This is a genomic window from Arthrobacter sp. CDRTa11, assembly GCF_026427775.1.
In the GTDB taxonomy this organism is placed as follows: Bacteria; Actinomycetota; Actinomycetes; order Actinomycetales; family Micrococcaceae; genus Arthrobacter.
In genome coordinates this window covers 4985045-5007860 of record NZ_CP044532.1, presented here as the reverse complement: position 1 = coordinate 5007860, position 22816 = coordinate 4985045, and the positions used below count along the sequence as shown (strand labels likewise).

Annotated in this window: 22 protein-coding genes; 11 read left to right on the top strand and 11 right to left on the bottom strand. The window is 63.7% G+C overall.

Features of this window, described 5'->3' with window-relative positions; genetic code table 11:
• The first annotated feature begins 70 nt into the window (after positions 1-70).
• Positions 71-424 carry a hypothetical protein gene (locus tag F8G81_RS22830; RefSeq protein WP_267276892.1) on the top strand — a complete coding sequence of 118 codons (354 nt, stop codon included), beginning with the start codon at positions 71-73 and terminating at the stop codon, positions 422-424.
• A gap of 93 nt (positions 425-517) precedes the next feature.
• Positions 518-1435: a diacylglycerol/lipid kinase family protein gene (locus F8G81_RS22825; RefSeq protein WP_267279336.1), complete on the top strand. Its 918-nt coding sequence runs from the start codon at positions 518-520 to the stop codon at positions 1433-1435.
• A gap of 62 nt (positions 1436-1497) precedes the next feature.
• On the opposite strand, the gene F8G81_RS22820 is transcribed toward F8G81_RS22825, so the two are convergent.
• A complete protein-coding gene (locus tag F8G81_RS22820; protein WP_267276891.1) occupies positions 1498-2340 on the bottom strand; it encodes an ACT domain-containing protein in 843 nt (280 codons plus the stop codon).
• 219 nt (positions 2341-2559) lie between these two features.
• On the opposite strand from F8G81_RS22820, the gene F8G81_RS22815 reads away from it, so the two are divergent.
• Complete coding sequence (locus tag F8G81_RS22815) at positions 2560-3303, top strand: IclR family transcriptional regulator (RefSeq protein WP_267279335.1); 744 nt, start codon at positions 2560-2562, stop codon at positions 3301-3303.
• Between the two features lie 117 nt (positions 3304-3420).
• A complete protein-coding gene (locus F8G81_RS22810; protein WP_267276890.1) occupies positions 3421-4608 on the top strand; it encodes a 4-hydroxybenzoate 3-monooxygenase in 1188 nt (395 codons plus the stop codon).
• 36 nt (positions 4609-4644) lie between these two features.
• Here F8G81_RS22810 and F8G81_RS22805 read toward each other — a convergent pair whose 3' ends face one another.
• The 6 genes from F8G81_RS22805 to purB all read right to left on the bottom strand — a co-directional run bounded on the left by F8G81_RS22805 (position 4645) and on the right by purB (position 11921).
• A complete protein-coding gene (locus F8G81_RS22805; protein ID WP_267279334.1) occupies positions 4645-6474 on the bottom strand; it encodes an ABC transporter permease in 1830 nt (609 codons plus the stop codon).
• A gap of 80 nt (positions 6475-6554) precedes the next feature.
• Positions 6555-7622 (bottom strand): ABC transporter ATP-binding protein, encoded by a 1068-nt coding sequence (locus F8G81_RS22800; RefSeq protein WP_267276889.1) that lies wholly within the window; start codon positions 7620-7622, stop codon positions 6555-6557.
• Positions 7623-7678: 56 nt separating this feature from the next.
• Entirely contained in the window at positions 7679-8764 is a 1086-nt protein-coding gene (locus F8G81_RS22795) for an extracellular solute-binding protein (protein WP_267276888.1), read from the bottom strand.
• Between the two features lie 237 nt (positions 8765-9001).
• Positions 9002-9505, bottom strand: a complete 504-nt coding sequence (locus F8G81_RS22790) for a GNAT family N-acetyltransferase (RefSeq protein WP_267276887.1) — start codon at positions 9503-9505, stop codon at positions 9002-9004.
• Between the two features lie 133 nt (positions 9506-9638).
• Positions 9639-10313: a histidine phosphatase family protein gene (locus tag F8G81_RS22785; protein WP_267276886.1), complete on the bottom strand. Its 675-nt coding sequence runs from the start codon at positions 10311-10313 to the stop codon at positions 9639-9641.
• A gap of 165 nt (positions 10314-10478) precedes the next feature.
• On the bottom strand, positions 10479-11921 hold the full coding sequence (gene purB, locus F8G81_RS22780) for an adenylosuccinate lyase (protein WP_267276885.1): 1443 nt from the start codon (positions 11919-11921) through the stop codon (positions 10479-10481).
• A 207-nt stretch (positions 11922-12128) separates the two neighbouring features.
• Here purB and F8G81_RS22775 point away from each other — a divergent pair, with 207 nt between their 5' ends.
• Together F8G81_RS22775 and F8G81_RS22770 are read left to right on the top strand one after the other, a co-directional pair.
• On the top strand, positions 12129-12431 hold the full coding sequence (locus F8G81_RS22775; protein WP_267276884.1) for a hypothetical protein: 303 nt from the start codon (positions 12129-12131) through the stop codon (positions 12429-12431).
• Positions 12431-13885: a hypothetical protein gene (locus tag F8G81_RS22770; RefSeq protein ID WP_267276883.1), complete on the top strand. Its 1455-nt coding sequence runs from the start codon at positions 12431-12433 to the stop codon at positions 13883-13885. Before F8G81_RS22775 ends, F8G81_RS22770 begins: the two co-directional genes overlap by 1 nt.
• A 4-nt stretch (positions 13886-13889) precedes the next feature.
• On the opposite strand, the gene F8G81_RS22765 is transcribed toward F8G81_RS22770, so the two are convergent.
• Complete coding sequence (locus F8G81_RS22765) at positions 13890-14318, bottom strand: phage holin family protein (RefSeq protein ID WP_267276882.1); 429 nt, start codon at positions 14316-14318, stop codon at positions 13890-13892.
• Positions 14319-14410: 92 nt separating this feature from the next.
• On the opposite strand from F8G81_RS22765, the gene F8G81_RS22760 reads away from it, so the two are divergent.
• The 4 genes from F8G81_RS22760 (at position 14411) to F8G81_RS22745 (ending at position 19473) form a co-directional block, all read left to right on the top strand.
• Entirely contained in the window at positions 14411-15529 is a 1119-nt protein-coding gene (locus tag F8G81_RS22760; RefSeq protein WP_267276881.1) for a histidinol-phosphate transaminase, read from the top strand.
• 148 nt (positions 15530-15677) lie between these two features.
• A complete protein-coding gene (gene pdhA, locus F8G81_RS22755; protein ID WP_267276880.1) occupies positions 15678-16940 on the top strand; it encodes a pyruvate dehydrogenase (acetyl-transferring) E1 component subunit alpha in 1263 nt (420 codons plus the stop codon).
• Complete coding sequence (locus F8G81_RS22750; protein ID WP_267276879.1) at positions 16937-17917, top strand: alpha-ketoacid dehydrogenase subunit beta; 981 nt, start codon at positions 16937-16939, stop codon at positions 17915-17917. Before pdhA ends, F8G81_RS22750 begins: the two co-directional genes overlap by 4 nt.
• Before the next feature lie 29 nt (positions 17918-17946).
• On the top strand, positions 17947-19473 hold the full coding sequence (locus F8G81_RS22745; RefSeq protein WP_267276878.1) for a dihydrolipoamide acetyltransferase family protein: 1527 nt from the start codon (positions 17947-17949) through the stop codon (positions 19471-19473).
• An 88-nt stretch (positions 19474-19561) separates the two neighbouring features.
• Here F8G81_RS22745 and F8G81_RS22740 read toward each other — a convergent pair whose 3' ends face one another.
• The 3 genes from F8G81_RS22740 to F8G81_RS22730 all read right to left on the bottom strand — a co-directional run bounded on the left by F8G81_RS22740 (position 19562) and on the right by F8G81_RS22730 (position 21847).
• Complete coding sequence (locus F8G81_RS22740; RefSeq protein ID WP_416377078.1) at positions 19562-19942, bottom strand: hypothetical protein; 381 nt, start codon at positions 19940-19942, stop codon at positions 19562-19564.
• A gap of 112 nt (positions 19943-20054) precedes the next feature.
• A complete protein-coding gene (locus F8G81_RS22735; protein ID WP_267276877.1) occupies positions 20055-20483 on the bottom strand; it encodes a universal stress protein in 429 nt (142 codons plus the stop codon).
• 71 nt (positions 20484-20554) lie between these two features.
• Entirely contained in the window at positions 20555-21847 is a 1293-nt protein-coding gene (locus tag F8G81_RS22730) for a PLP-dependent aminotransferase family protein (protein WP_267276876.1), read from the bottom strand.
• A gap of 100 nt (positions 21848-21947) precedes the next feature.
• Here F8G81_RS22730 and F8G81_RS22725 point away from each other — a divergent pair, with 100 nt between their 5' ends.
• Positions 21948-22793 carry an isocitrate lyase/PEP mutase family protein gene (locus F8G81_RS22725; protein WP_267276875.1) on the top strand — a complete coding sequence of 282 codons (846 nt, stop codon included), beginning with the start codon at positions 21948-21950 and terminating at the stop codon, positions 22791-22793.
• Positions 22794-22816 lie beyond the last annotated feature (23 nt).

The following is a 22816-nucleotide window of genomic DNA, read 5'->3' as shown; positions in this document are numbered from 1 at the left end:
CTGAGACTTGATGCCTTGGGACTTTAGTCCTGGGACTTCATACGCCCACACCTCAGAAGGAGACGTATCCATGAGCGAGCCGCAGGCAGCCCCTGACACTTCCACCACACCCTCTTCCACCACACCCTCTTCCACCACACCCTCGTCCGCCACAGCCCGGCAGGCCCGTCCCGTTTGGCTCTTGCCTGTCATCATGACAATCGCCACCGGGGTGGTGGGCATGATCCTTGTGGCCGGCCAGGGTTTGTACTGGATGATCGCCGTCATCGCGCTGGTTGATGCCCTCGGCGTCTTCACGATTATCCGATCGGCCCGGATCAACGCCCGCCACCAGGAAGCGCGGAAATTGGCTTCGCAGAACCAGGAAATCCAGAACCCGGCAATCCACAACACGGGAGTCCGGAACCAGGAAAACCGCCCGTAGCGGGTTTCCGCAGAGGGATACAGCGGCCTCGATCCCGAAATGGCAAGTATGCTTACTTTCAAGGCGCACATTCCCACGTTCACGGAGGACTTCATGACAGCCAACAGCTCCCCAGCCCTCAAGCGCGCGGCGATCATCGTCAATCCTGCCAAGCCGGTGGACGTTGATGTGCGTGCCCTCGCTGCCAAGCACTGCTCTGGGAACGGCTGGGGCGAGCCCATTTGGCTGGAGACCACCAAGGAGGACCCGGGTGTCGGCCAGGCGCAAGAAGCGCTTGAGCAGGGTGCCGACGTCGTTATTGCCGCCGGCGGCGACGGAACCGTGCGGTGCGTGGCTGAGGTCCTTGCCGGAGGTGACGTGCCCATGGGGTTGCTCCCGTTCGGCACGGGAAACCTCCTGGCCCGCAACCTGGGCATGGACGTAACCGATTTTGACGGTGCCATGGCCGGGGCCCTGGCGGGAACCGAGCGGAAGATCGACGTCGTCCGCGCCCGCCGGAACAACCCCGACAAGGAGCAGCTGTTCCTGGTGATGGCGGGAGTGGGTTACGACGCCACCATCATGGCCGACACCAACGAGGACCTCAAGGACAAGGTGGGCTGGCTGGCCTATGTGGACGCCGGCATTCGGAACCTGCCGGGCAAGCCGGTCAAGGCCACCATCATTGTTGACGGCAAGGACGTGGTGCACCGCCGGGTCCGCAGCGTGATGGTGGGCAACTGTGGCAAGGTCCAGGGCGGTTTGGAGATTTTCCCCGACGCCAAGGTAGACGATGGCCTCCTGGACGTCGTGGTTCTGGCGCCGAGGGGGAGGTTCGGCTGGTTCTCCGTGATCGCCGGCATGATCGTCAAGGGTAAGGGCCGGGACACGTCCGTTGAATATTTCCAGGGCACGTCAGTGGAAATCACGCTGGAACACAACGACGATTACCAGCTTGACGGCGACCACGAGGGGGAGGGCAAGCACGTCCTGATGACCCTGGAGCCGTCCGCCATCACCCTCCGGATGTAATCCAACCAGGTGTAGCAGCAAGTGTCGTTTTGAGGCGGCCTCACAACGACACTGGCTGCTACTTAGACGCGGGGGGCGACTACCGGCCGGTGCGAGAGGATCTCGGCCAGTTCCGCCAGCCGGTGGGCGCGGGCTGACTCCGCCGGCGTAAATGGTTCATCGGGACGGGCGAACGTGATGGGTCCGTGCCACGCTGTGGGGATCTTCAGCCGGGTGCCGCCGTCGTCCGTTTCCTGCAGGGCGGCCTCCGCCGCCGGGACGATCCGTGCCCGCAGCAGCTCGGCCACGGCAAGAGGCAGTTCGTCAGGGGCGTCGGCTATCCTGGCGGCCAGGCTCAATGCCCTGGTCTGCCCGTCCGCCATGGCCAGCGCCGTGGTGGGCCACACGTGGGACCGGGAGCCGCCGCCGTCGTGCAGTGCCTCCAGAAGCTTGCGTTCGCTGAGGTTGCCCGGCGCGGAGAGAACAAACTCATCCAGGACTCCGCCGGGAACGGGGTGCACATGAATGCTCAGGATGTTGGTATCCAGGCGGGCCAGCGCCTGGGTGATTTTCTGCAGCGAACCGGGCTGGTCCCGCAGCACGGTGCGGGCTCGCCAGAGCGCCGGCGCAGCACCCAGCCGCCTCCGGTGCCGCAGTGCGGGGGCGTGCAGCCAGCCCTTCAGAACCCGGGCGGCGGAGGGTTCCGCCACCCAGATCACCAGGACGGTGGCGGTGAGGGTGAGCACCAGAACCTTGGCCAGGTAGGGCAGGTGCGTCTGGACCACCAGGGCGTGGACCAGGAGTTCAATTGGGAGCATAACGGCCACATTGGCCACGGTCAGGCGGGTCTTGGTGGGTTCCGGCATCAGGCCGCAGACTTCGCAGCTCAAATCAGCCGTGGCAGGTTTCCTTGCAGTGGGCTTCATGCCTCCAGCATCACGTGGGGCTGTTTCCGCAGTGTTGCCCCGCCGTTCCGATCGTGGGAACGCTGCGGAGGCAAGACTCGAGGCAAGCTAAGAGCCCGTGGCAGGGCCCTTCCTGAGGACCGTACCTGCAGAAGTCCACCGGCAAGAAGCCTCTTGCAGAAGGCGTGCCGCTCCAGGAGTAATCTGGGCACAAAGACCCATTCAATGGAAGCAGGTGCGGTGGCCAACTCAGTCTCTGGAGACTCGGTGGTGGACCGGGTGGTCCGTGTTATCTCGGCTTTCCCGGAAGGTGCCGGAAGCCTGCAGTTGTCGGATTTGGCAACCCGGGCGGGGCTTCCCCTCACCACTGCCCACCGGCTGGTCCGGCAGCTCGCGGCGCACGGACTGCTGGAGCCCGGGCCGGGCGGGACCGTGCGGTTGGGGCTGCGGCTGTGGGAGCTCGTGAACCGCAATTCCCCCACCCTGGCGCTGCGGCAGGCGGCGCTGCCCTTTATGGAGGACATCCAGGCCGTCCTCAACCAGAACGTCAACCTTGCCGTGCTGGAAGGTTGGGAGGTGCTGTTTGTGGAGCGGCTCTCGCGCAGGGGTTCCGTTGCCAACAGGGCGCGGGTGGCCGGCAGGATGCCGGTCCACGTCTCGTCCGTGGGACTGGCCCTCATGGCCCACCAGCCCAAGGCCCTGCAGCGGGAGTATCTGGACCAGTTCTCGGATCCGGCCGAAAAGATGACACCCCAAGCCCTGCGCGCCCTCCTCAGCGAAACCGCCCGCCAAGGTTTCGCTCAGCTGGCCGGCGCCGTGGATCCGGACACCTGGGGCATTGCCGTTCCCGTGCTCGACGGCAGGCAGCGGGCAGTGGCTGCGCTCGGCGTCGTGGTTCCCCTGCGTGAGATGCGGCTGCAGTCGCTGGTTCCCGCGCTGCAAACAGCAGCGCGCGGCATAGCCCGCCGTCTGAGCGAAGGGTAAGAAATATTCCGTTCAATGGAATTGCCGTGCCGTCAGTAGGGTCTTCCGCCGCACACTGGAAGTCACAAGCACCAACCGGCCCGTCAGCCCCGGGCCCGCAATGAAGCGAGAAGACTCATGGCAGCACGCAAGGTCATCACCACCCAAGTAGCCATCGTTGGCGCCGGTCCGGCGGGACTGATGCTGTCCCACCTCCTGGCTTCGTCAGGCATCAATTCCACAGTGATCGAGGCCCGCAGCCACCAAACGATCTCCGAGACAGTCCGCGCCGGCATCCTGGAGCATGGCACGGTTAACCTGCTTGTGGAGAGCGGGGTTTCGGACCGCGTGCTGCGCGACGGCGACCGGCACGACGGCATTGAGCTCAGGTTCCATGGCGAAAGCCACCGCATTGACTTCAAGGGGCTGGTAGGCGAATCCGTCTGGCTCTACCCCCAAACGGATGTGTTCCTTGACCTCGCCGCCGCAAGGAAGGCCGACGGCGGGGACGTCCGTTACAGCGTCACTGACACCATGGTGCACGACCTGGAGGGCAGGCCGAAGGTCTGGTTCACCGACTCTGACGGGGTGGAGTATGAGATCCAGGCCGAGTTTGTGGTGGGCGCGGACGGTTCACGCAGCCACTGCCGGCTCCAGATCCCGGAGGCCAGCCGGAAATGGTACTTCCACGAGTACCCGTTCGCCTGGTTCGGAATTCTGGCCGAAGCGCCGCGCAGTTCCGATGAACTCATCTACGCAAACTCTGCGAACGGCTTCGCCCTGATCAGCCAGCGGACCGAAACTGTCCAGCGCATGTACTTCCAGTGCGATCCGAAGGAGAGCGTTGCCGACTGGGACGATGACAGGATCTGGGCCGAATTCCGCAGCCGCGTCAACGGTAACGGCTTTGAACTCAAGGAAGGGCCGGTCATCGACAAGATGGTCCTGCCGTTCCGCAGCTTCGTCCACACCCCCATGCGCCACGGGAACCTCTTCCTTGCCGGTGACGCCGCCCACACGGTCCCACCCACCGGTGCCAAGGGCCTGAACCTGGCCATTCAGGATGTCAAAGTGCTCTTCGAGGGACTGGACAGCTACTACCGCTCCGGCTCCAGCCAGCTCCTGGACTCGTTCAGTGACCGCGCCCTGGAGAGGGTCTGGAAGGCCCAGCAGTTCTCCTACTGGATGACCACCATGCTCCACACGTCGGCCGATGCCGACGAGTTCTCCCGTGCCCGCCAGCTCGGCGAACTCAACTCGGTGGTCTCCTCCAAGCACGGCATGGCGTACCTGGCTGAGGCGTACACAGGCTGGCCAGCTTCGTAGAAGGTCCCGTTGAGCCCCGCGGCCACGCAAAACCGGCTAACGTTTTCCGCTCAAGGCAGGAGCCTCCGGCCCTGCCGCCCCGGCGAGCGGTGGGTCCGGGGCTTCAGAGGTCCCCCGATAAGCGCCGGGCCGCTTCCCGCCCGGACGCTTGCCCGCACCGGCACCACTGCTCGAGCCCGAGCCGGCCACGCGCCTGCTGGAGCGGCCGTAGACGAGGTACATGGTCAGCCCCGTGATGACCATCAGCAGCACTGTGTAGACGAACGTGTTGGCCACGCCCTCCACCCCTTCGGCGCCGTCGGTGTTCGCCTTAATCACCAGCCCCAGCGGCTGGACCAGCGGATGCGCCAGGAAGATCGCGGTGTCGTAGTCGTCCAGCAGGTTGTTGAAGTTCAGCGCGGCAATGGCTGCGGCGGCCGGCAGCACCAGCGGCAGCAGGATCCGCCGGAACACGTACAGCGTCTTGGCACCCATGATGGCGGCGGCTTCCTCCATCGAGGTGTTGACCGATGCGAATGATGCCTTGAGCATCCGGAGGGTGAACGGGATCTTGACCGTCACAAACGCGATCAGCAGGATCACTGTGGTTCCGGTCAGGACGGCGCCGCCCACCATCGGATTAGGGTGGTCGTAGCTGATGATGAGCCCCAGGGCGAGCAGGGCCGAGGGCAGGATCCAGGGAATGTGGAGCAGGTATTCGAAGACAGAGGCAACCCAGTTTTTGTACTTCTGAAGCAGCCGGGCCACAAACAGCAGCCCGCCCACCGCAATCACCGTCGCCAACCCGCTGTAGACCACACTGACAATAAAAGGCCGCAGGCCTGAAGGCTGGGTCAGGATCCGCACGTAGTTGTCCAGTGTCAGGCTGCCCGGGGAGAGCTGGCCGGTTTGGATGGCGGCGCCGTCGGCGAACGAGTACAGCACAATCAGCACCACGGGCAGTGTGTACAACGCGAACAGCAGGTAGGCGATGATGTGCACGGCAGCATTGGCGACGGGACTGGTAATTTGCTGTTTCTGCATCGCCGTGGACACTTTGGACAGCGAGTAATAGGTGCCGCGCTTCTCCAGCCGGGACATGACAGCGAGCATCAGGATGGTGGAAACGCCCAGGATGACAGCCAGCAGCGCAGCCAGATCCCGTGAAGTGGGGCTGTTGGCAAAGGTCAGGATCATCGGCGTGATGGTCTGGAATTCCCGGCCGCCCAGCACCTGCGGGGCGCTCAGGGCCCCCAGGCCGGTCAGGAAGGACAGGATGGTGACCGCGAAGAGAGTGGGTTTGAGCATGGGCAGCACCACCCGGCGCAGGATGGTCCAAGTGGATGCGCCCAGGTTCCGGGCCGCCTCAATCGTCTGGTAGTCAACGCCCTTGAGCGCATTGCCCACAAACAGCATGTGGTTGGTGGTGGTGGCAAAGGTCATCACCACCAGCACGGCGAAGAAGCCGGAGAACCACGCCGGATCCATGCCGGGGAACACCGTGAGCAGCCAGGACGTGACAATCCCTTTGTCGCCATAGATGAATTTGTAGCCGGCGGCCAGCACAATGCCGCCGTAGATGAAGGTGGAGGCGTAGCCCAGAAACAGGATCCGGGAGCCGCGGATCCTGAAGTACTGCGTAACCAGCACAATGAAGATGCCTACGACGTTCACCGTGACGGACAGGGCAAGCGCCAGCAGGAAGCTGTTGCCCAGGGATTTCATGGCGCGCTGGGAGGAGAACAGTTTCTCGGCCGCCCGCCCCGAGAAGCTGCCGTCCGGAAAGAACGTTGCTATCAGGACGTTCAGGTTGGGCCAGACCAGGAACGCAGCGATGAACCAGGTGAGCACCGCGCCCACCATCAGGACGAAGGGCGAGCGGAGCATGCTCCTGGCGTCGCCACCATTCCTGCCGCTGTACCTGCCGCTGTTCTGGGCTCTGTTCTTCACAGAGACGGAGACTCTGCTCATGGCAGGGCCACTGCCCGGGGCTTCCTGGCCAGGGCTGCGCCGGTATCGGCGTGGTACTGAAGCACGTGGCCCGGCTGGACATAGAGGGTCGTTTGCGCACCGGCGTCGGGGTGCACGCCGCCGTCTTCCCTGACCAACAGCCGGATATCCGCGCCGTGACTCCGCACCACATAGCGGCTGTGGAGGCCGTGATAGGTGCGTGACACCACCGTTCCGGCCAGCCCGACGGCGGTGCCCCCATGGGCGGGGGCGGTCAGTGACGCCTTTTCCACCCGCAGGTAGGAGTTGGCGTCAGGGCTGAGGCCGGCACCGGAGAGCCGGTTCAGTTCCGTGATGAAGTCAGCGGACAACGGGGAACTGTCCCCAATGAAGGTGCAGACAAACTCAGTGGCCGCCTCATCATAGATCGCCTGCGGAGAGCCCACCTGCTCGATCACGCCCTTGTTGAAAACGGCCACGCGGTCGCTCATGGCCAGTGCCTCATCCTGGTCGTGGGTGACGTACACGGTGGTGATGCCGAACTCGCTCTGCAGGTCCTTGAGCTGCTGCCTCAGCTGATGCCGCAGCTTGGCGTCCAGATTGGAGAGCGGCTCGTCCAGGAGCAGGATCTTGGGCCGCAGCACCAAGGCGCGCGCCACCGCCACACGCTGCTGTTGCCCACCGGAAAGCTCCGCCACATTTTTGTGCAGCTGCTCATCGCTGAGCTCCACCCGGCGCGCAATGTCGCGAACCAGGCGGTCGCTGTCGGCGTGCTTCTCCTTCCGCACACGGAGTCCGAAGGCGATGTTCTCCCACACACTCATGCTGGGGAACAGCGCATAGTTCTGGAACACCATGCCCACCTGCCGCTTGTCGCCGGGAAGCCGGGTCACGTTCTTGCCGTCCACGTGAACACTTCCCGCTGACGGTTCAATGAACCCTGCCAGGGTGCGCAACGCCGTCGTTTTCCCGCAGCCGGACGGACCCAGCAGCGTGAAGAACTCCCCGGGTTTAACGTGAAGGTCCAAGTGGGGGATGGCGACGAAATCGCCGAAGGAAACTTCGATGTTGTCCAAGCGAATCATTGGCAAACCTGTCTGGATGGGTTGGCGGAGCTGGTGAACCTCAAAGCGGACGGCTGCTACGTCATGTATTCGAGCTCGATCTTCTCCACCCATGCGCCCATGTTTTCCTGCACGAAGTTCCAGTCGATGTCCTGCTGCTTGACGTCAGCGAAGAAGTCCACCACCTCCGGATTGGCCTGAGCCGCGGCGCCCTTGTTTACAGGCATCGAGTTGAACTGCTTGGCCCACGCGCCCTGCACATCTGCGCTGCCGAACCAGTCAATGAACTTCTGTGCCTCTTCCTTCTTGTCCGTCCCTTTGACCAGGGCCACCTGTTCCACGGCCAGCGGAACCCCAACGGACGGCGCTACCGTCTCCACGTTGACCTTGAAGGACTTCTCACGTTCGGCGATGATCGAGGACGGCATCTGGCCCATGTCCACGTCGCCGGAGGCGATCCGGGCGAAAAGGTCAGTCTTTGCAACAGCCGGGCTGCCATTCTGGAAGTACTGCTCCACCTGCTTCCAGCCCTCATCCGAGATGCCCAGATCTCCGGAGTCGTCCCTATACCGTGTCAGCAGGCTGGCGAACACCAGCTGGGCGGTGGCGGTGCCCAGCCCCGTCACGCGCTCATACCGTGACTTGAATTCATCCTTGGTCCACAGGTCCGTCCAGTCCTTGGGTGCGGCGTCCGCAGTGATTTTGTCGGAGTTGTAGCCCAGGAGAATAGCCTGCTGGACCAGCGGCCAATAGGCCTTATCGTCTCCGGCATCGCCCAGTGCGCCGTCCACCTCACCAGCCCAGGCGGGTTCGTAGGGCTCGATCGCCTCCGCAGCCTTGATCTGCGCGAAGTACATGTTGTTCAGGCCGAACGCGACATCGGCAATGGGGTTGTTCTTTTCGGCGATAAGTTTGTTCGTGGCATCGGCACCGCCGGCCCCCACTACCTCCACTTTGAAACCGGCCTCGGCCGCCTTGGCCGTCAGCCATTCACCGCGGCCTTCACCGTTGGAATTTGTGTAGATGACCAGTGTTTCGCCCGATCCGCCCGCCGCGGATGACGAGGAATCACCGGACGCTGCGGGGGTGGCGGCACTCCCTCCACAGCCCGAAAGAAGGGTAACGGCGACGGCAGCGGCAACCAAAGTCTGAAATTTTCGCACGGGCAGGACTCATTTCTGGACTGGAATCGAGCATGTCCGGCAAGCCTATAGCGGGGCTCGCCAGTTGTGGACGTTTATAGCTATCGATTCGATAAACGATCAACGCCAGTCGAGTCTGGTCCAGATATGGGAACAGTCAGGGCCTTGTGCCTTAACGCGCCGTGAACGTTCGGCGGGCCCGCGAGGAGTAGGTGCCGACGCGCTCCCGGCTATTTTCCGCCGTCGTCCGCTGGTGACCTATGCCATGGCGGTGTTGGCGGCGCTGTGCGAGTTGATGTTTTTGGCGTAGCAGTAAGAGTGCTCCACCCCGATGTACGGGCCAAAGTTGGGCACGGGCTCGAACCCTGAGTTCTGGTAGAAGTTCCGGCCGTCCGGCTGCGCAGACCCGGCCTCCGCCTTGATCCGGCTGATTCCCTGCCGGAACGCCTCTGCTTCAAGTGCCGCCAGGATGGAGCTGGCAACGCCGGATCCCCGGGTGTACGGGAGGACATACAGCCGCTTGATTTCCGCCGTTGAATCATCCAGCAGCCGCAGGCCGCCGCACCCCACCGGCTGCCCGGAGCCTTTGTCGTAGGCCACCAGGAAAACCGCACAGTCCGCGCCCGACGGCGGGGTCCCGGGTTCGTGGTTCGGCGTACCAAAGCGGGCGTCCAGTTCAGCCTGCTGGGCCCTGCGAAGGTCGGCGCCCACGGGGTTGGACCAGGTGACCTGCCTGATGTTGAGACGGGGATTGGTCTGCATGACTGCCTCGATTCGCCGAAGGGTTATGCCTGATAAGCCTAAGGCGGCACCGTTACCGCGGTGTTTCCTGTGCGTAAGCGCCCAGAGAACTGTCAGAAAACGGCAGCGGGCGGAGGTAGGAGTTCCGGTCAGGCTACTGGGCGCGTCCGCCCATGGGGTCCTCCGCCGTCGGGTCGGCCAGGGCCAACCCGCCCACGGGGCTGCCGTCCCAATGGAGGAGCGTCCAGCCGGCGTCGGGATCACCCTCCAGGGCGACAATGCCAGTGTTGGATAAGACATGGCGGGCGGCGAACTCGTGATCCGTATCCGCGGCCCGCCGCCCGGCCCACGTGCGGATGGCGGCACCGTGGCTGACAGCTGCGGCGGTAGCGTTGTCCCCGTCCTTCATGGCGCGTTCGGCAATCCGGGTGATGGCGGCGTCATACCGTTCAAAAAATGCGTGGCCGTCCGTGCCGGCAGGCATGCGACGGTCAAGGTCTCCTGCGGCCCACGCGAAAACCGTTCCCATGTAGCGCTTATGGGACTCGTGGTCGGTCAGTTTCTCCAGGGCGCCGGCTTCGATTTCGTGCAGGCCGTCCAGCACTTCAACCTCCAGTCCATGTACGCGGGCAAGGGGAGCGGCGGTTACCTGCGTGCGGACCAGGGTGGAGGCATACAGGGCTGCAATGGGCTCATTGGCCAGCGATCGTGCCATGGCTTCCGCTTGCCGCTCACCAAGTTCGGTGAGTCCTGGTCCCGGGTGGGCCGTGTCCAGCTGGCCGAGTACGTTTCCGGGGGTCTGTCCATGGCGGATGAGCAGCAGCTTCATGCTCCCAGTTTCCCACTTACAGTGAACCGGCAGCGGACAATAGCAGTCCACGAGTCCCAAGTAGCCCAAAAGGATGCGCCGGGCCCCTGGGAGCCCGGCGCCGCCGTCGTACTTATTCCGCTGTAGTCCCTATTCTTCGAGCAGGGATTGGAGGCTGGCCTTGGCCTACTTAAGGTGGTCCACCAGCTGGTCCGCCATGCCCGTGTACTTGCCGGGGGTCAGCGCGAGCAGCCGGGCTTCAGCCTCGGAGGAGAGGCCCAGGCCCTGGACGAACTCCTGCATGCGTGCGGCGTCCACGCGCTGTCCACGCGTCAGGTCCTTGAGGCGTTCGTAGGGGTTTTCCATGCCTTCGACGCCGGCGATCGCCTCGGCGCGCATAACCATCTGGATGGCCTCGCCCAGGACTTCCCAGTTGGTGTCCAGGTCCGCGGCCAGCACGTCTTCGGCAACGTCCAGCCGGTCCAGGCCCTTGGCCACATTGGAAATGGCCAGCAGGGAGTGCCCGAACGCCACGCCGATGTTGCGCTGGCTGGAGGAGTCCGTGAGGTCACGCTGCCAGCGGGAGGTCACCAGCGTGGAGCCCAGAACGTCCAGCAGGCCGGAGGAGATCTCCAGGTTTGCTTCGGCATTTTCAAAGCGGATGGGGTTCACCTTGTGCGGCATCGTGGACGAGCCCGTGGCGCCCGCCACCGGAACCTGCGCGAAGTAGCCGATGGAGATGTAGCTCCAGATGTCGGTGCAGACGTTGTGCAGGATGCGGTTGAACCGCGCGACGTCGGCGTACAGCTCTGCCTGCCAGTCGTGGCTTTCGATCTGTGTGGTCAGCGGGTTCCAGGTCAGCCCCAGCCCTTCGATGAAGGACTTGGCTACCTGCTCCCAGTCGGCTCCGGGGACCGACGCCACATGGGCGGCGTAGGTGCCCGTGGCCCCGTTGATCTTGCCCAGGTATTCCGTGGTGTCGATCCGGTCCAGCTGGCGCTTCAGGCGGTGTGCCATCACGGCAAGTTCCTTGCCCAGCGTGGTGGGTGTGGCCGGCTGGCCGTGCGTGCGGGACAGCATGGGAACGGCCCTGTTGTCCTCGGCCATCCTGCTGATTTGGGCAACCAAACCACGGGCGGCCGGCAGCCACACGTCCTCCACAGCGCCCTTCACGCCCAGCGCGTAGGAGAGGTTGTTGATGTCCTCGGACGTGCAGCCAAAGTGCACCATCGCTGTCAGGCTCTCAATGCCGATCGCCGGCAGCCGGCGGCCAATGTAGTACTCGACGGCCTTGACGTCATGCACCGTCACCGCCTCAATTTCGGCCAGCTCGGCCACCGAGGATGAATCGAATTCCGTGACGATCCGGCGTAGCTCGTCCTGCTGTTCACCGGTCAGCGGACCGGCCCCGGGAAGGACGTTGTTGCTGGTCAGGTGGATGAGCCATTCCACCTCGACGGCCACGCGATCGCGGTTGAGGGCTGCCTCGGAAAGGTAGTCCACCAAGGGCGCGACGGCGGACTGGTAGCGGCCGTCCAGCGGGCCGAGCGCAATCTGTTCCGGCGACGCGGCAAGGGCGAGGCGTCCGGAGGGCGTACGGATATCAGCTGTGGCAGCAGTTTCAGGCATGTGCTGATTGTTTCATGAACTTCCGCTGCGCCTTAAGCCGGCCATTCCGTGTGACTTGTCCTGCACACACGACCCCTGCGTCCCGTCCAGATGCTCCTTTGGCTTCTTGTCCACATACGCGACGGCGGCACTTCGCTGACACGTTGTGCGCCCTTAGCGTGGGGGCGGTGAACACGAATCCGCAGGTTCCGCGAGGGGATCAAGAACATGAGCAGTGATACCGCGGCGGCAGACATGGCCTCACGCATGGCCCGAAGCCACGACATCCAGCAGCTGGCCGTCCGGGTGGAGCGCTGTACCCGGCGGGTTGAGGAAGTCCTGGCCGGCTTCTGGAAGATTCAGTTGCTGGACTGGCAGTCTCCTGCGGGCCGCGCTTACCGGGACTCGGTGGCTTTGCAGGCCGCCGCGCTGGGCCGGACGCGCGGCCGTCTTCAGGAAGCCGCTGAAGCCGTCAACCGCCACTCCCGGGCGGTTTTGATCTGCGAAGCGCCGCCGGGCGGCGGCTACTGATGTCAGAAGTGACGCCTTCGGGCAGTGGAGGCCCTCTCGGGCTGGCTGGCCCTGCCCGTGATGGCGGCCTGGTAATTTCCGGCGGAGTCGGGGGGATCAGCTTCCAGCTTGAGGAACTCATGGGTGGGGCAGAGAAGCTCGACGTCCTGGCGAGTGAGCTCAGCGCAGTGGAAGTGGAAATGCACCACATCTGGGAGGACATGTCCCCGTACCAAAATGATTCACGCTACTCGGGTACGGAAGCAATCATTTCAGTGGGCGAGGCCCGGCGCAGCGTCCAGGCAGTCCGTACGGAGCTGCAGCGGATCAGTCGCCAAGTGCGTGCCAGCAAGCAGGACTACGAGTCCGCAGAAGCATTGGCGAACGTCGTTCATGGACTTGGCCTCAGGCTGACAAGCTGGGAGTTGCTGGGGCAGCAGGTTGCCGATCTTGGACTTGGCCCGGTACCCAACAGGGAAGTCGCGGAAATTGTGGCAGGCAACGTCCCTGTCACCATGGGTGCGTTCTTGGCATTCTCGTCGCCGGCACACTTTGTCACGGCTTTGGCGGCGGACCTGGCGGCGGGAAAGCACATCTCGGTTGCAGCTCCCCTGATCAGGGCCCTGGCAAGGCAGTCCGCACCCGTGCTGAAGCCGCGTCCGGTCAGCGTGGACCGGGAAGAGTCCCTGCCCTTGGAACTGGATGCTTCAACCGCCGGTCTCTTGGAACGTGCCCGGGCTGTTGATGAGCGGGGCCAAGGTTACATCGAAGTCATTGAGGTGGACAACGGCGGGCAGAAAGCCTATGTCGTGGTGATTCCTGGCACGCAGACAGAAACCGAGGTGGGCGGGACCAATCCCTTTGATCTGGCAGGAATCGGGGAAGGATTGGGCTATGGGTCGGCCGAGGTGAATGCAGCCGTTCTCCAAGCCCTGCAGGCGGCCGGAGCCGAGAAGGGATCGCCTGTCGTAGCAGTGGGTTACAGCCAGGGCGGTGTCCACGCCATGAACCTGGCAGCCGACGAGCTCTTCCTGGACGAGTACGACGTGAAATATGTGCTGACCGCCGGATCCCCGGTAGGCGGGATCACTCCTGCCGCAGGCATCAGCAGCATGCATCTGGAACACAGGCAGGATTGGGTTCCCGGGAGCGATGGAACCCCCAGTCCTGACACCGTGGACCGTGTCACCGTAACCCTCACCGACCCGGCCCGGATCCCGGAAGGCGAGGAATTTGGCCTGGGCCCGGGGCACCGGCTCAGCGGCTATGTGGAGGGCGCCCGGCAGGTCGAGGCGAGTGAGGATCCTTCGCTCGTGGCGTCCACCGCCATACTGGGCGGCGTGCTCGGAGCAGGAGGGACAGCCACTGCCACCCGATTCTCACTTAACAGGCAGAAACCGCCGGATCCGCAGTCCACGCCGCTGACAGTGCCGAATCCCAAACCTCAATCCCCACCGAGGCCACCCGCTGGTTAGGCTCTCATCGCTTCCGCGCGCCCGGGAGCCTTCCCGCTACAAGGGAAATGACTGTGATGATGATGGCTGCCAGCACAGCTGTCCAAAAGAAGGAGTCAATGGTGAAGTGCACCGGGGTGTAGCTGCTGATCCAGGAGGTCAGGTAGAGCATGGCTGCATTGATGACGATGGTGAACAGGCCCAGCGTGAGGATGGTGATGGGCAGGGACAGGAGACTGACAAGCGGCCTCACAAACGCGTTGACCACTCCGAAGATCACGCCTATGAACAAGTAGGCCCCGATGATCCCGAGGGTGTCCGTTCCTTGGGTCACCCCGGTCTTGGCCACGGCTTCAGTGGCGGCCGACGTAGAAATGTCCATGCCGGGCAGGATCCAGCTGGCAATCCAGAGGGCCAGCCCGTTGATGAGGATCCGAACAATGAAAGAGCGCATGCGCCAATGCTTTCACACTGTCCTGAGTGAGCCCTGTGGGAATCAAAGGCTGCCACCCTGCGACCCAGTCCCAGAGAAGTAGGCTAGTTGGCATGACTTCATCAGAGACCCTGGCTGGGGGAGTACACCCGCGCCCGGTAATAGGCCGGCTTCCCCGCTACGCCGCAGGCAAACCACCCGTCGCCGTTGACGGGCTGGCAAGCTACAAGCTTTCCTCGAATGAGAACCCGCTGCCTCCGCTTCCTGCCGTTGTGGACGCTATTGCGCACCAGACAGACTTCAACCGATACCCGGACCCGCTGAGCAGCAAGCTTCGTGCCGCGCTGGCCGAGTTCCTGGATGTCCCCGCGGAAGACATTGTTACCGGCGCCGGCAGCCTGGGCGCCCTGAATCAACTGCTGGCCACCTTCGCCGGCCAGAACGATGACGGAAAAGCTGATGAAGTTATTTATGCCTGGCGCTCCTTTGAGGCCTATCCGATCAGCGTGGGACTGGTGGGTGCCACTGGCGTTGTCATCCCCGTTACCCCTGACGGCCGGCACGATCTTGAGTCCATGGCGGCGGCCGTTACGGTTCGCACCAAAGTCATCCTGCTCTGCACGCCCAACAACCCCACCGGGCCCATCCTGACCACGGCGGAAACGGAACGGTTCATCCAGGCGGTCCCGTCAGACGTCGTTGTTGTCATCGATGAGGCATACCAGGAGTTTGTCCGGGCCGAAGACGCGGTGGACGGCATCTCGATGTACCGCAAGTATCCCAACGTGGTGGTGCTCCGGACCTTCTCCAAGGCCCATGGCCTGGCCGGGCTTCGGGTGGGCTACAGCATCTCCAACCCGGAACTGACGCAGCACCTGAGAGTGGCAGCCACGCCCTTCGCGGTCTCCCAAATCGCCGAGCGCGCGGCCATCGTTTCCCTCCAGAACTACCCCCAGGTTGTAGAAAGGGTACAAAGCCTGGTGGATGAACGCGACAGGGTGACGGCAGGGCTGAAGGAGCTGGGATGGTTTGTTCCGGAGGCGCAGGGCAACTTTGTCTGGCTGGCAATGGGAGCCAACAGTGGGGAATTTGCCGAACTGGCGGCTACCCAGGCACTCTCGGTGCGCGCGTTCGGAAACGAAGGCGTCCGGGTGAGCATCGGTGAGGTGGAGGCGAACACGCGCTTCCTCCAACTGTGTGCGAACTATACAAAGCCGCCACGCCGTTCCTAGCGCTTAACGTGTTGCGGCTGCGCTACCTACTGAAGATAAAGTAAGGACCAGTAAGCCATATATATGCCCACCATGGAATGCATTCCCATTAAGGCATATATCCCAGCGACATTGCAACGCATCCGCATGCGGCAAGCAAGGAGACGGTATGGGCGCCACACATCTGCCCTCCACCGAGTTCGATGGAACTGCAGTAGACGACCAGCTTGAGGCTGAGGCCGAGGCCGCCATGGGCGAGCCGCCGGCCCCTATGGTCCAGCTTCTTTGCCCGGAGGGGAAGCTTGGCACACATCCCGTCTTCAGTGAATATGCCGAAAAGTTGGACCCTGAAAAGCTGCGCCGACTGTATGCCGATATGGCAGCGATCCGCCGGTTCGACGTGGAAGCCACCGCTCTGCAGCGGCAGGGCCAGCTTGCTTTGTGGGTTCCCCTGACAGGCCAGGAAGCCGCTCAAATCGGCTCCGGACGCGCCAGCCAGCCCCAGGACTACATCTTCCCCACCTACCGCGAGCACGGCGTAGCCCTGACCCGCAATGTGGACCTGGCCGAACTGCTGCGCCAGTTCAGGGGGGTGTCCAATGGCGGCTGGAACCCCAAAGACACCAATTTCCACCTCTACACGCTTGTCCTCGCGGCCCAAACCCTGCACGCAGTGGGTTACGCCATGGGCATCCAGCGCGACCAGAAGCTTGCTGCCACGTCCGATCCGGCGCGCACCGAACCTGCCGCAGCGGTCATGGCCTACTACGGCGACGGTGCCAGCTCAGAGGGTGACGTCCACGAGTCCATGGTGTTCGCCTCATCCTTCAACGCCCCCGTGGTGTTCTTTTGCCAGAACAACCACTGGGCCATTTCAGTGCCGAGCACTGTCCAGACCCGGATCCCGCTGTCCAACCGGGCCAAGGGTTACGGCTTCCCGGGTATCCGGGTGGACGGCAACGACGTCATCGCCGTGCACGCCGTGACCGAGTGGGCGCTGGACCACGCGCGCCAAGGCAAGGGCCCGGTCCTGATCGAGGCCTTTACCTACCGGTTGGGCGCCCACACCACCGCGGATGACCCCACCAAGTACCGCGAATCCGCCGAGGAGGACTCCTGGCGGGCCAAGGATCCACTGATCCGGCTGGAGAAGTACCTGCGCACCCAGCATCTGGCCGACGACGACTTCTTTGCCCAGGTCAAGGCTGACGGCGACGAACTTGCGTCCTATGTCAGGCGCACCACGCATGACCTGGAAACCCCGGACATCCGCAATGCCTTCGCCAATACCTACGTGGAGGCCCACCCGCTGGTCGCTGAGGAACTGGCGTGGTTTGAAGAATATAGTGCAGGCTTTGCCGCTGGTGACTCGGATGAAGGGGCAGACGCCGGCCCCGGCACACAGGCAGACACGGAGGCAGGCAGCCGATGACCACCATGACTATTGCCAAGGCAATCAACGAAGGCCTCCGCGCAGCCCTGGCCAATAATCCGAAATCCCTGCTCATGGGCGAGGACATCGGGCCACTCGGCGGCGTCTACCGCGTTACCGATGGTTTGATCGCTGAGTTTGGCCCCGACAGGGTGGTGGACACACCACTCGCGGAGTCCGGCATCATCGGCACTGCGATCGGGCTGGCACTGCGGGGCTACAGCCCAGTCTGTGAAATCCAGTTTGACGGCTTTGTGTTCCCGGGCTTCAACCAAATCACCACGCAGCTGGCCAAAATGCATGCCCGCAGCAACGGAAACCTCACCGTCCCGGTGGTCATTCGGATCCCTTACGGCGGCGGCATCGGTTCCGTTGAGCACCATTCGGAATCACCTGAGGCGCTCTTCGCCCACACCGCTGGCCTGCGTATCATCACACCGTCCAATCCGCACGACGCCTACTGGATGATCCAGCAGGCTGTCGATTGCCAGGACCCCATCATCATCTTCGAACCCAAGCGCCGCTACTGGCTCAAGGGAGAGGTTGATGTCCAGGAGGCGGGTACGGCTGCTGACCCATTCAAGGCGCACGTTCTCCGCGAGGGCACGGATGCCACCATCGTGGCGTATGGCCCCCTGGTTCCGGTGGCCCTCGCCGCCGCAAACGCCGCGGCCGAGGACGGACGCAATGTGGAAGTGATCGACCTCAGGTCCCTCTCGCCCATCGATTTCGATACCGTCACCGAGTCCGTCACCAAGACCGGACGGCTGATTGTTGCCCACGAGGCACCAACCTTTGGCGGCCTGGGCGGGGAGATCGCCGCCCGAATCAGCGAGCGGGCCTTCCTGTCGCTTGAGGCCCCCGTCATCCGGGTGGGCGGTTTCCACATGCCCTATCCCGTGGCGAAGGTCGAAGAAGACTACCTTCCGGACATCGACCGGATCCTCGAGGCGCTGGACCGCGCCATGGCGTACTAGGACAGAACCTTGCTGAAACAGAGGACACCATGACTCTCAACAAATTCAACCTGCCTGACGTGGGCGAAGGTCTGACCGAGGCTGAAATCGTCTCCTGGAAAGTCAAACCCGGTGACACCGTTGCCATCAATGACGTCCTGTGCGAAATCGAAACCGCTAAATCATTGGTGGAGCTGCCTTCGCCCTTTGCCGGGACGGTAACAGAGCTGCTTGTCCCCGAGGGGGTGACCATCGACGTCGGCACAGCCATTATCAGCGTCTCCGACGCCGTTTCCGGTGATCCGACGCCGGCGGATGTCCCCGCCCCCGCAACGCCGGTCCAGCCGTTGTACGGCAAGCTTCCCGAGCCCGACGGCGGCACGGCGGAGAGTGCCCTGGCGGACAACGCTTTGGCCGGCGGCCCGCTGGTGGGTTCCGGGCCCAAGGCCGACGCCGTCAAACGGCGTCCGCGCAAGGCCTCGCCTACCGCCAACACCGCAGCCGCCAACACCGCAGCATCTGTTTCAGCAGCGGCTGAGCCGGCTCCTGTCCCCGCAGGGTCGGCGGCAGCCACTGCCACAGTCAACACGGCAGCCAACGCGGCAGCGCAAATGACGGCTGCCCCTGAACTGGACGAGCCGCTGGACAACCGCCCCACACTCGGCGGGACCATCACGGGCCTGGTCAACCGGGTGCTGGCGAAGCCGCCGGTGCGGAAAATCGCCCGGGACCTGGGCATTGACCTGGCCGATGTTGTGGCGACGGGCTCCCGGGGTGAAGTCACCCGGGAAGACCTGGTCAGCTACCAGGCCCAGCGCGACGCGGAACTGGACCTGGCCGAAGGATTCTGGGGCAAGGCCGGAAAGCCGCAGGACCAGCGGATCGAAGTCATTCCCGTCAAGGGTGTCCGTAAGGCAACGGCCAAGGCGATGGTGGAGTCTGCCTTCGCGGCACCGCATGTCAGCATCTTCGTGGATGTGGACGCCAGCCGCACCATGGAGTTCGTCAAGCGGCTCAAGGCCTCGCGTGACTTCGAGGGCATCAAAGTCTCCCCGCTGCTGATCCTGGCCAAGGCCGTCATCTGGGCCGCCGCCCGGAACCCCAGCGTCAATGCGACGTGGGTGGACAACGCCGACAACGCCGAGATCCATGTCAAGCACTATATGAACCTGGGTATCGCGGCCGCCACCCCGCGCGGGCTGATGGTGCCGAACATCAAGGACGCGCAGGACCTCTCGCTGAAGGAGCTGGCGCTGGCTCTGAACAACCTCGCCACCACCGCCAGGGCCGGCAAGACCCAGCCGGCGGAAATGCAGGGCGGGACCCTCACCATCACCAATATCGGTGCCCTGGGGATCGATACCGGGACCCCCATCATCAACCCGGGCGAAGTGGCCATCGTTGCTTTTGGAACCATCAAGCAGAAGCCCTGGGTGCTGGATGGCGAAGTCATCCCCCGCTGGATCACTACGCTGGGCGGCTCATTCGACCACCGGGTGGTGGACGGCGATCTGTCCGCCCGCTTTATGGCTGACGTAGCGGCGATCCTGGAGGAGCCGGCGCTCCTGCTGGACTAGGGGTGAACCCGTTCCAACCCTGGGATCGCGGAAGAGTCCCACACGGGCTGGCGCCGGCCCGGCCGGAGGAAGGCGATCGGAACTGCGGTCAGAACGCCGGGTACGTGGTGATCATCTGAGCCATAGTGGGATCGATGACCGTGCCGCTGAAGGACCAGGCTGCAGCAAACACCAGGGCACCCAGGCCGGCGGTAGCTGCTGAAATGGCTGAAAAGACCTTCCAGTCGTCACGGAGGACACCCTGGACGGTCTCCGGCAGGTGAAGGTCGGGGGAGATGAGGTTCGGCGCGCTGTCGGTGGTTCCGTCGTCGAGCAGGGCCACGACGCGCCCGGCGCTGCGGTCCAGCCGCATGGAACAGATGTGGTTGCCGTGGCGGGCAAGGAGGATGTCGTGGCCAACAAGGTGGCGGCGCCGGAAGGCGATCATGGGGACCCCTTGGGTAGGGCGGAAGCTTGCTGTCCGCATCATTGGGGGCTCTTCCATTTTATCGCCGGAGAGGGATGAACATCAGTTCCGGGGAGAGTGAGAACGGACACCATGCACGGTGCCGGTGTGGCAGGGTGCATGGTGTCCGGCAGTCTTAGTCGGCGTCGTAGGTGTTGGCGATGTAGACGTCACAGGGGGCGTTGTGGGCCACGCTGTTTGCCACGCTGCCCAGTACGCGGCCAATTCCACGCATCCTCCGGTTGCCCACCACGATCATGCGTGCGTCCAGGCGGTCCGCTTCCTTGATCAGCGCATCGGCCGGCTTGCCTCGGGCTGCTGAGTAGCTCACCTTGATGTCCTGCCCCAGGGATTCGGCAACCCCGCGGGCCACGGTCTCGGCGCTGTCGGCATCGGACACAATCCACTGGTCGCTGCCGGAGCCAAAGACCTCGGTGCGGTCGCTGTCAAAGGCAGACACCACGTGCAGCGATGCACCCATCGCCGCAGCGAGGTCGCGCGCCGCCTCGGCGGCCTTCCGGGCTGTTCCGCTGCCGTCGACGCCCACAACAATAATTCCGCTCATATTTGCTCCTTTGCTCAATGTCTAACTGGCATAACGTCTAACTGGCTTAACTTTGGTCAGTGAGGCCAACGCTACAGCGCCGCGATGGCTTCGCGCAGCACGGGAGCCAAACGTCTCACGCCTTCGACGATGGCGTCAGGCGGCACGGCGCTGAAGGCGAGCCGCAGCTTATTGGATGATTCCACTGATGGCGTGAAGGCGGCGCCGGGGATGAACACAACGCCGGCATCTATCGCCTTCTTCAGCAGGGGATAGGTGTCCACGCCCTCAGGCAGGGTCACCCACACAAAGAAGCCGCCCTCGGGGGTGGTCCAGCTGAGGCCGGGTGGCATGTACTCCTCCAGGGCGGCCAGCATTGCCTGGCACCTCTGGGCATACAAACCTCGATAGGTTTCAATCTGCCCCTTCCAGTCATAGTCCCGCAGATAGGCGGACACCAGCATCTGGTTGAAGGTGGGCGGGCACAGGGTGACAGATTCCGCTGCAAGGTAGTAGCGCCGCTGGAGGTGCTCGGGAACCAGCGCCCATCCGATGCGCAGGCCCGGGGCGAAAATCTTCGAGAACGAGCCCATGTAGATCACATCACTGGGGTTGGCGGCCCGGAGAGGTTCCAGCGGCTCTCCGTCAAACCGGAGCAAGCCGTACGGGTTGTCCTCCAGCACCAAGATATTCGCCCGGCGGCATATATCCACGATCTCCTGGCGCCGCTCAGGAGCCAGGGTAATTCCGGACGGGTTGTTGAAGCTGGGAATCGTGTAAAGGAACTTGATGTTCTTCCCGGCGGTCTGGAGGGCGGCGATCCTGGCCTCCAGCAGGTCAGGCACCATCCCGGACCCGTCCATTTCCACGGTTTCCACCTGGACCTGATAGGCCTCAAAGGTATTGAGCGCCCCCACATAGGTGGGGTTCTCCACGAGCACCACGTCTCCGGGATTGCAGAAGACTTTGGTGGCAATGTCCTGGGCGGACTGCGACCCGGCCGTGATCACCACGTTCTGCGGAAGCGCGTCCAGGATCCCTTCGGCGGCCATCACCTCGCAGATTTGGGCCCGCAGTTCCTCGGTGCCTTGGCCGCTGCCGTACTGGAGCGCAGTGAGGCCGTTCTCGGCGATGATGCTCCCTGCCGTGGCGGCCAGACGTTCAAGCGGCAGCGACTGGAGGTACGGGCTGCCTCCTGCCAGGGAGACCAGCCCCGGGCGCATCGAGATGTCAAAAACGTCCCGGACGGCGGATTGCTTGATGTTGGCTGCGCGCTCCGAAAACAGGTTCTCGTGGCGGTGGGCGGACGTGGCCGCACGTTCGATTGCGTCAATGGCTTCTGCTGGCAGCAGCCCTGCTGCGTCATCCAGTGTCTCGTTGGTCACATCCACAGGATACAGCTCATAGTTGCTAATAAGGCAACGTTTGTTGATTAGGCATGTCCAACGGCTTTACGTGGAGCCGCTCAAGGGCTGGAATGGAGCAATGACTCCCGCCTCGCACTCCCCGGCCAGCGCCGCCGCGTTCCATACCCTCCATGACGCGGGAGGCGAGCCCCTGGTCCTGGTCAATGTCTGGGATGCGGCTTCTGCCCGGCTGGTTGAGGAGGCCGGAGCCAAGGCACTGGCCACGTCCAGCTCTGCCATTTCCTGGAGCCTGGGATTCCCGGACGGCAACAGGCTGCCCCGGGGGCTCGCCATGGAAGCGCTGAAGCGGATCGTCTCGGCCACCAGTCTTCCGGTGACCGCCGATGTGGAAACCGGCTATGCCGGCAGCGATGGCCACTATGAGGATCCTCTCCTTCGGGAAACCATCCTCGCAGTTCTCGACGCCGGCGCCGTGGGCATCAACTTTGAGGACTCCGGGGACCAGCCGCTCACCAGTGTGGCCGAACAGTGCCGACGGCTGAAGGTAGTACGGGAAACCGCCGACGGAGCCGGGGTTGACCTTTTCATCAATGCCCGCATTGATACCTACCTGTCAGGCAATTTTCCCGAGCACGCTTTTGCCGAGACCCTGTTGCGTGCAGGCGCCTACCTTGACGCCGGGGCCAACGGCATCTTTGTGCCCGGGGTGACGGACCTGCACGTCCTGCACGAACTCTCACGCCGTGTTCCCGCCCCGCTCAACGCCCTCGCCGGGATAGGGGCGCCGTCGGTAGGTGAATTGCACGACGCCGGCGTGCGGCGCATCAGCATTGGCGGCAACACTGCCAAGGCGGCGTATGCAACGGTCTCAAAGGTGGCCCTTGAGGTGCTGGGCGATGGCAACTGGTCCGAACTGGCGGGTGCCCGCAGCCACGCCTCGATGGACGCCCTCTTTGGCGGTTGAACAGTTAGTTGATTGGACCGGAC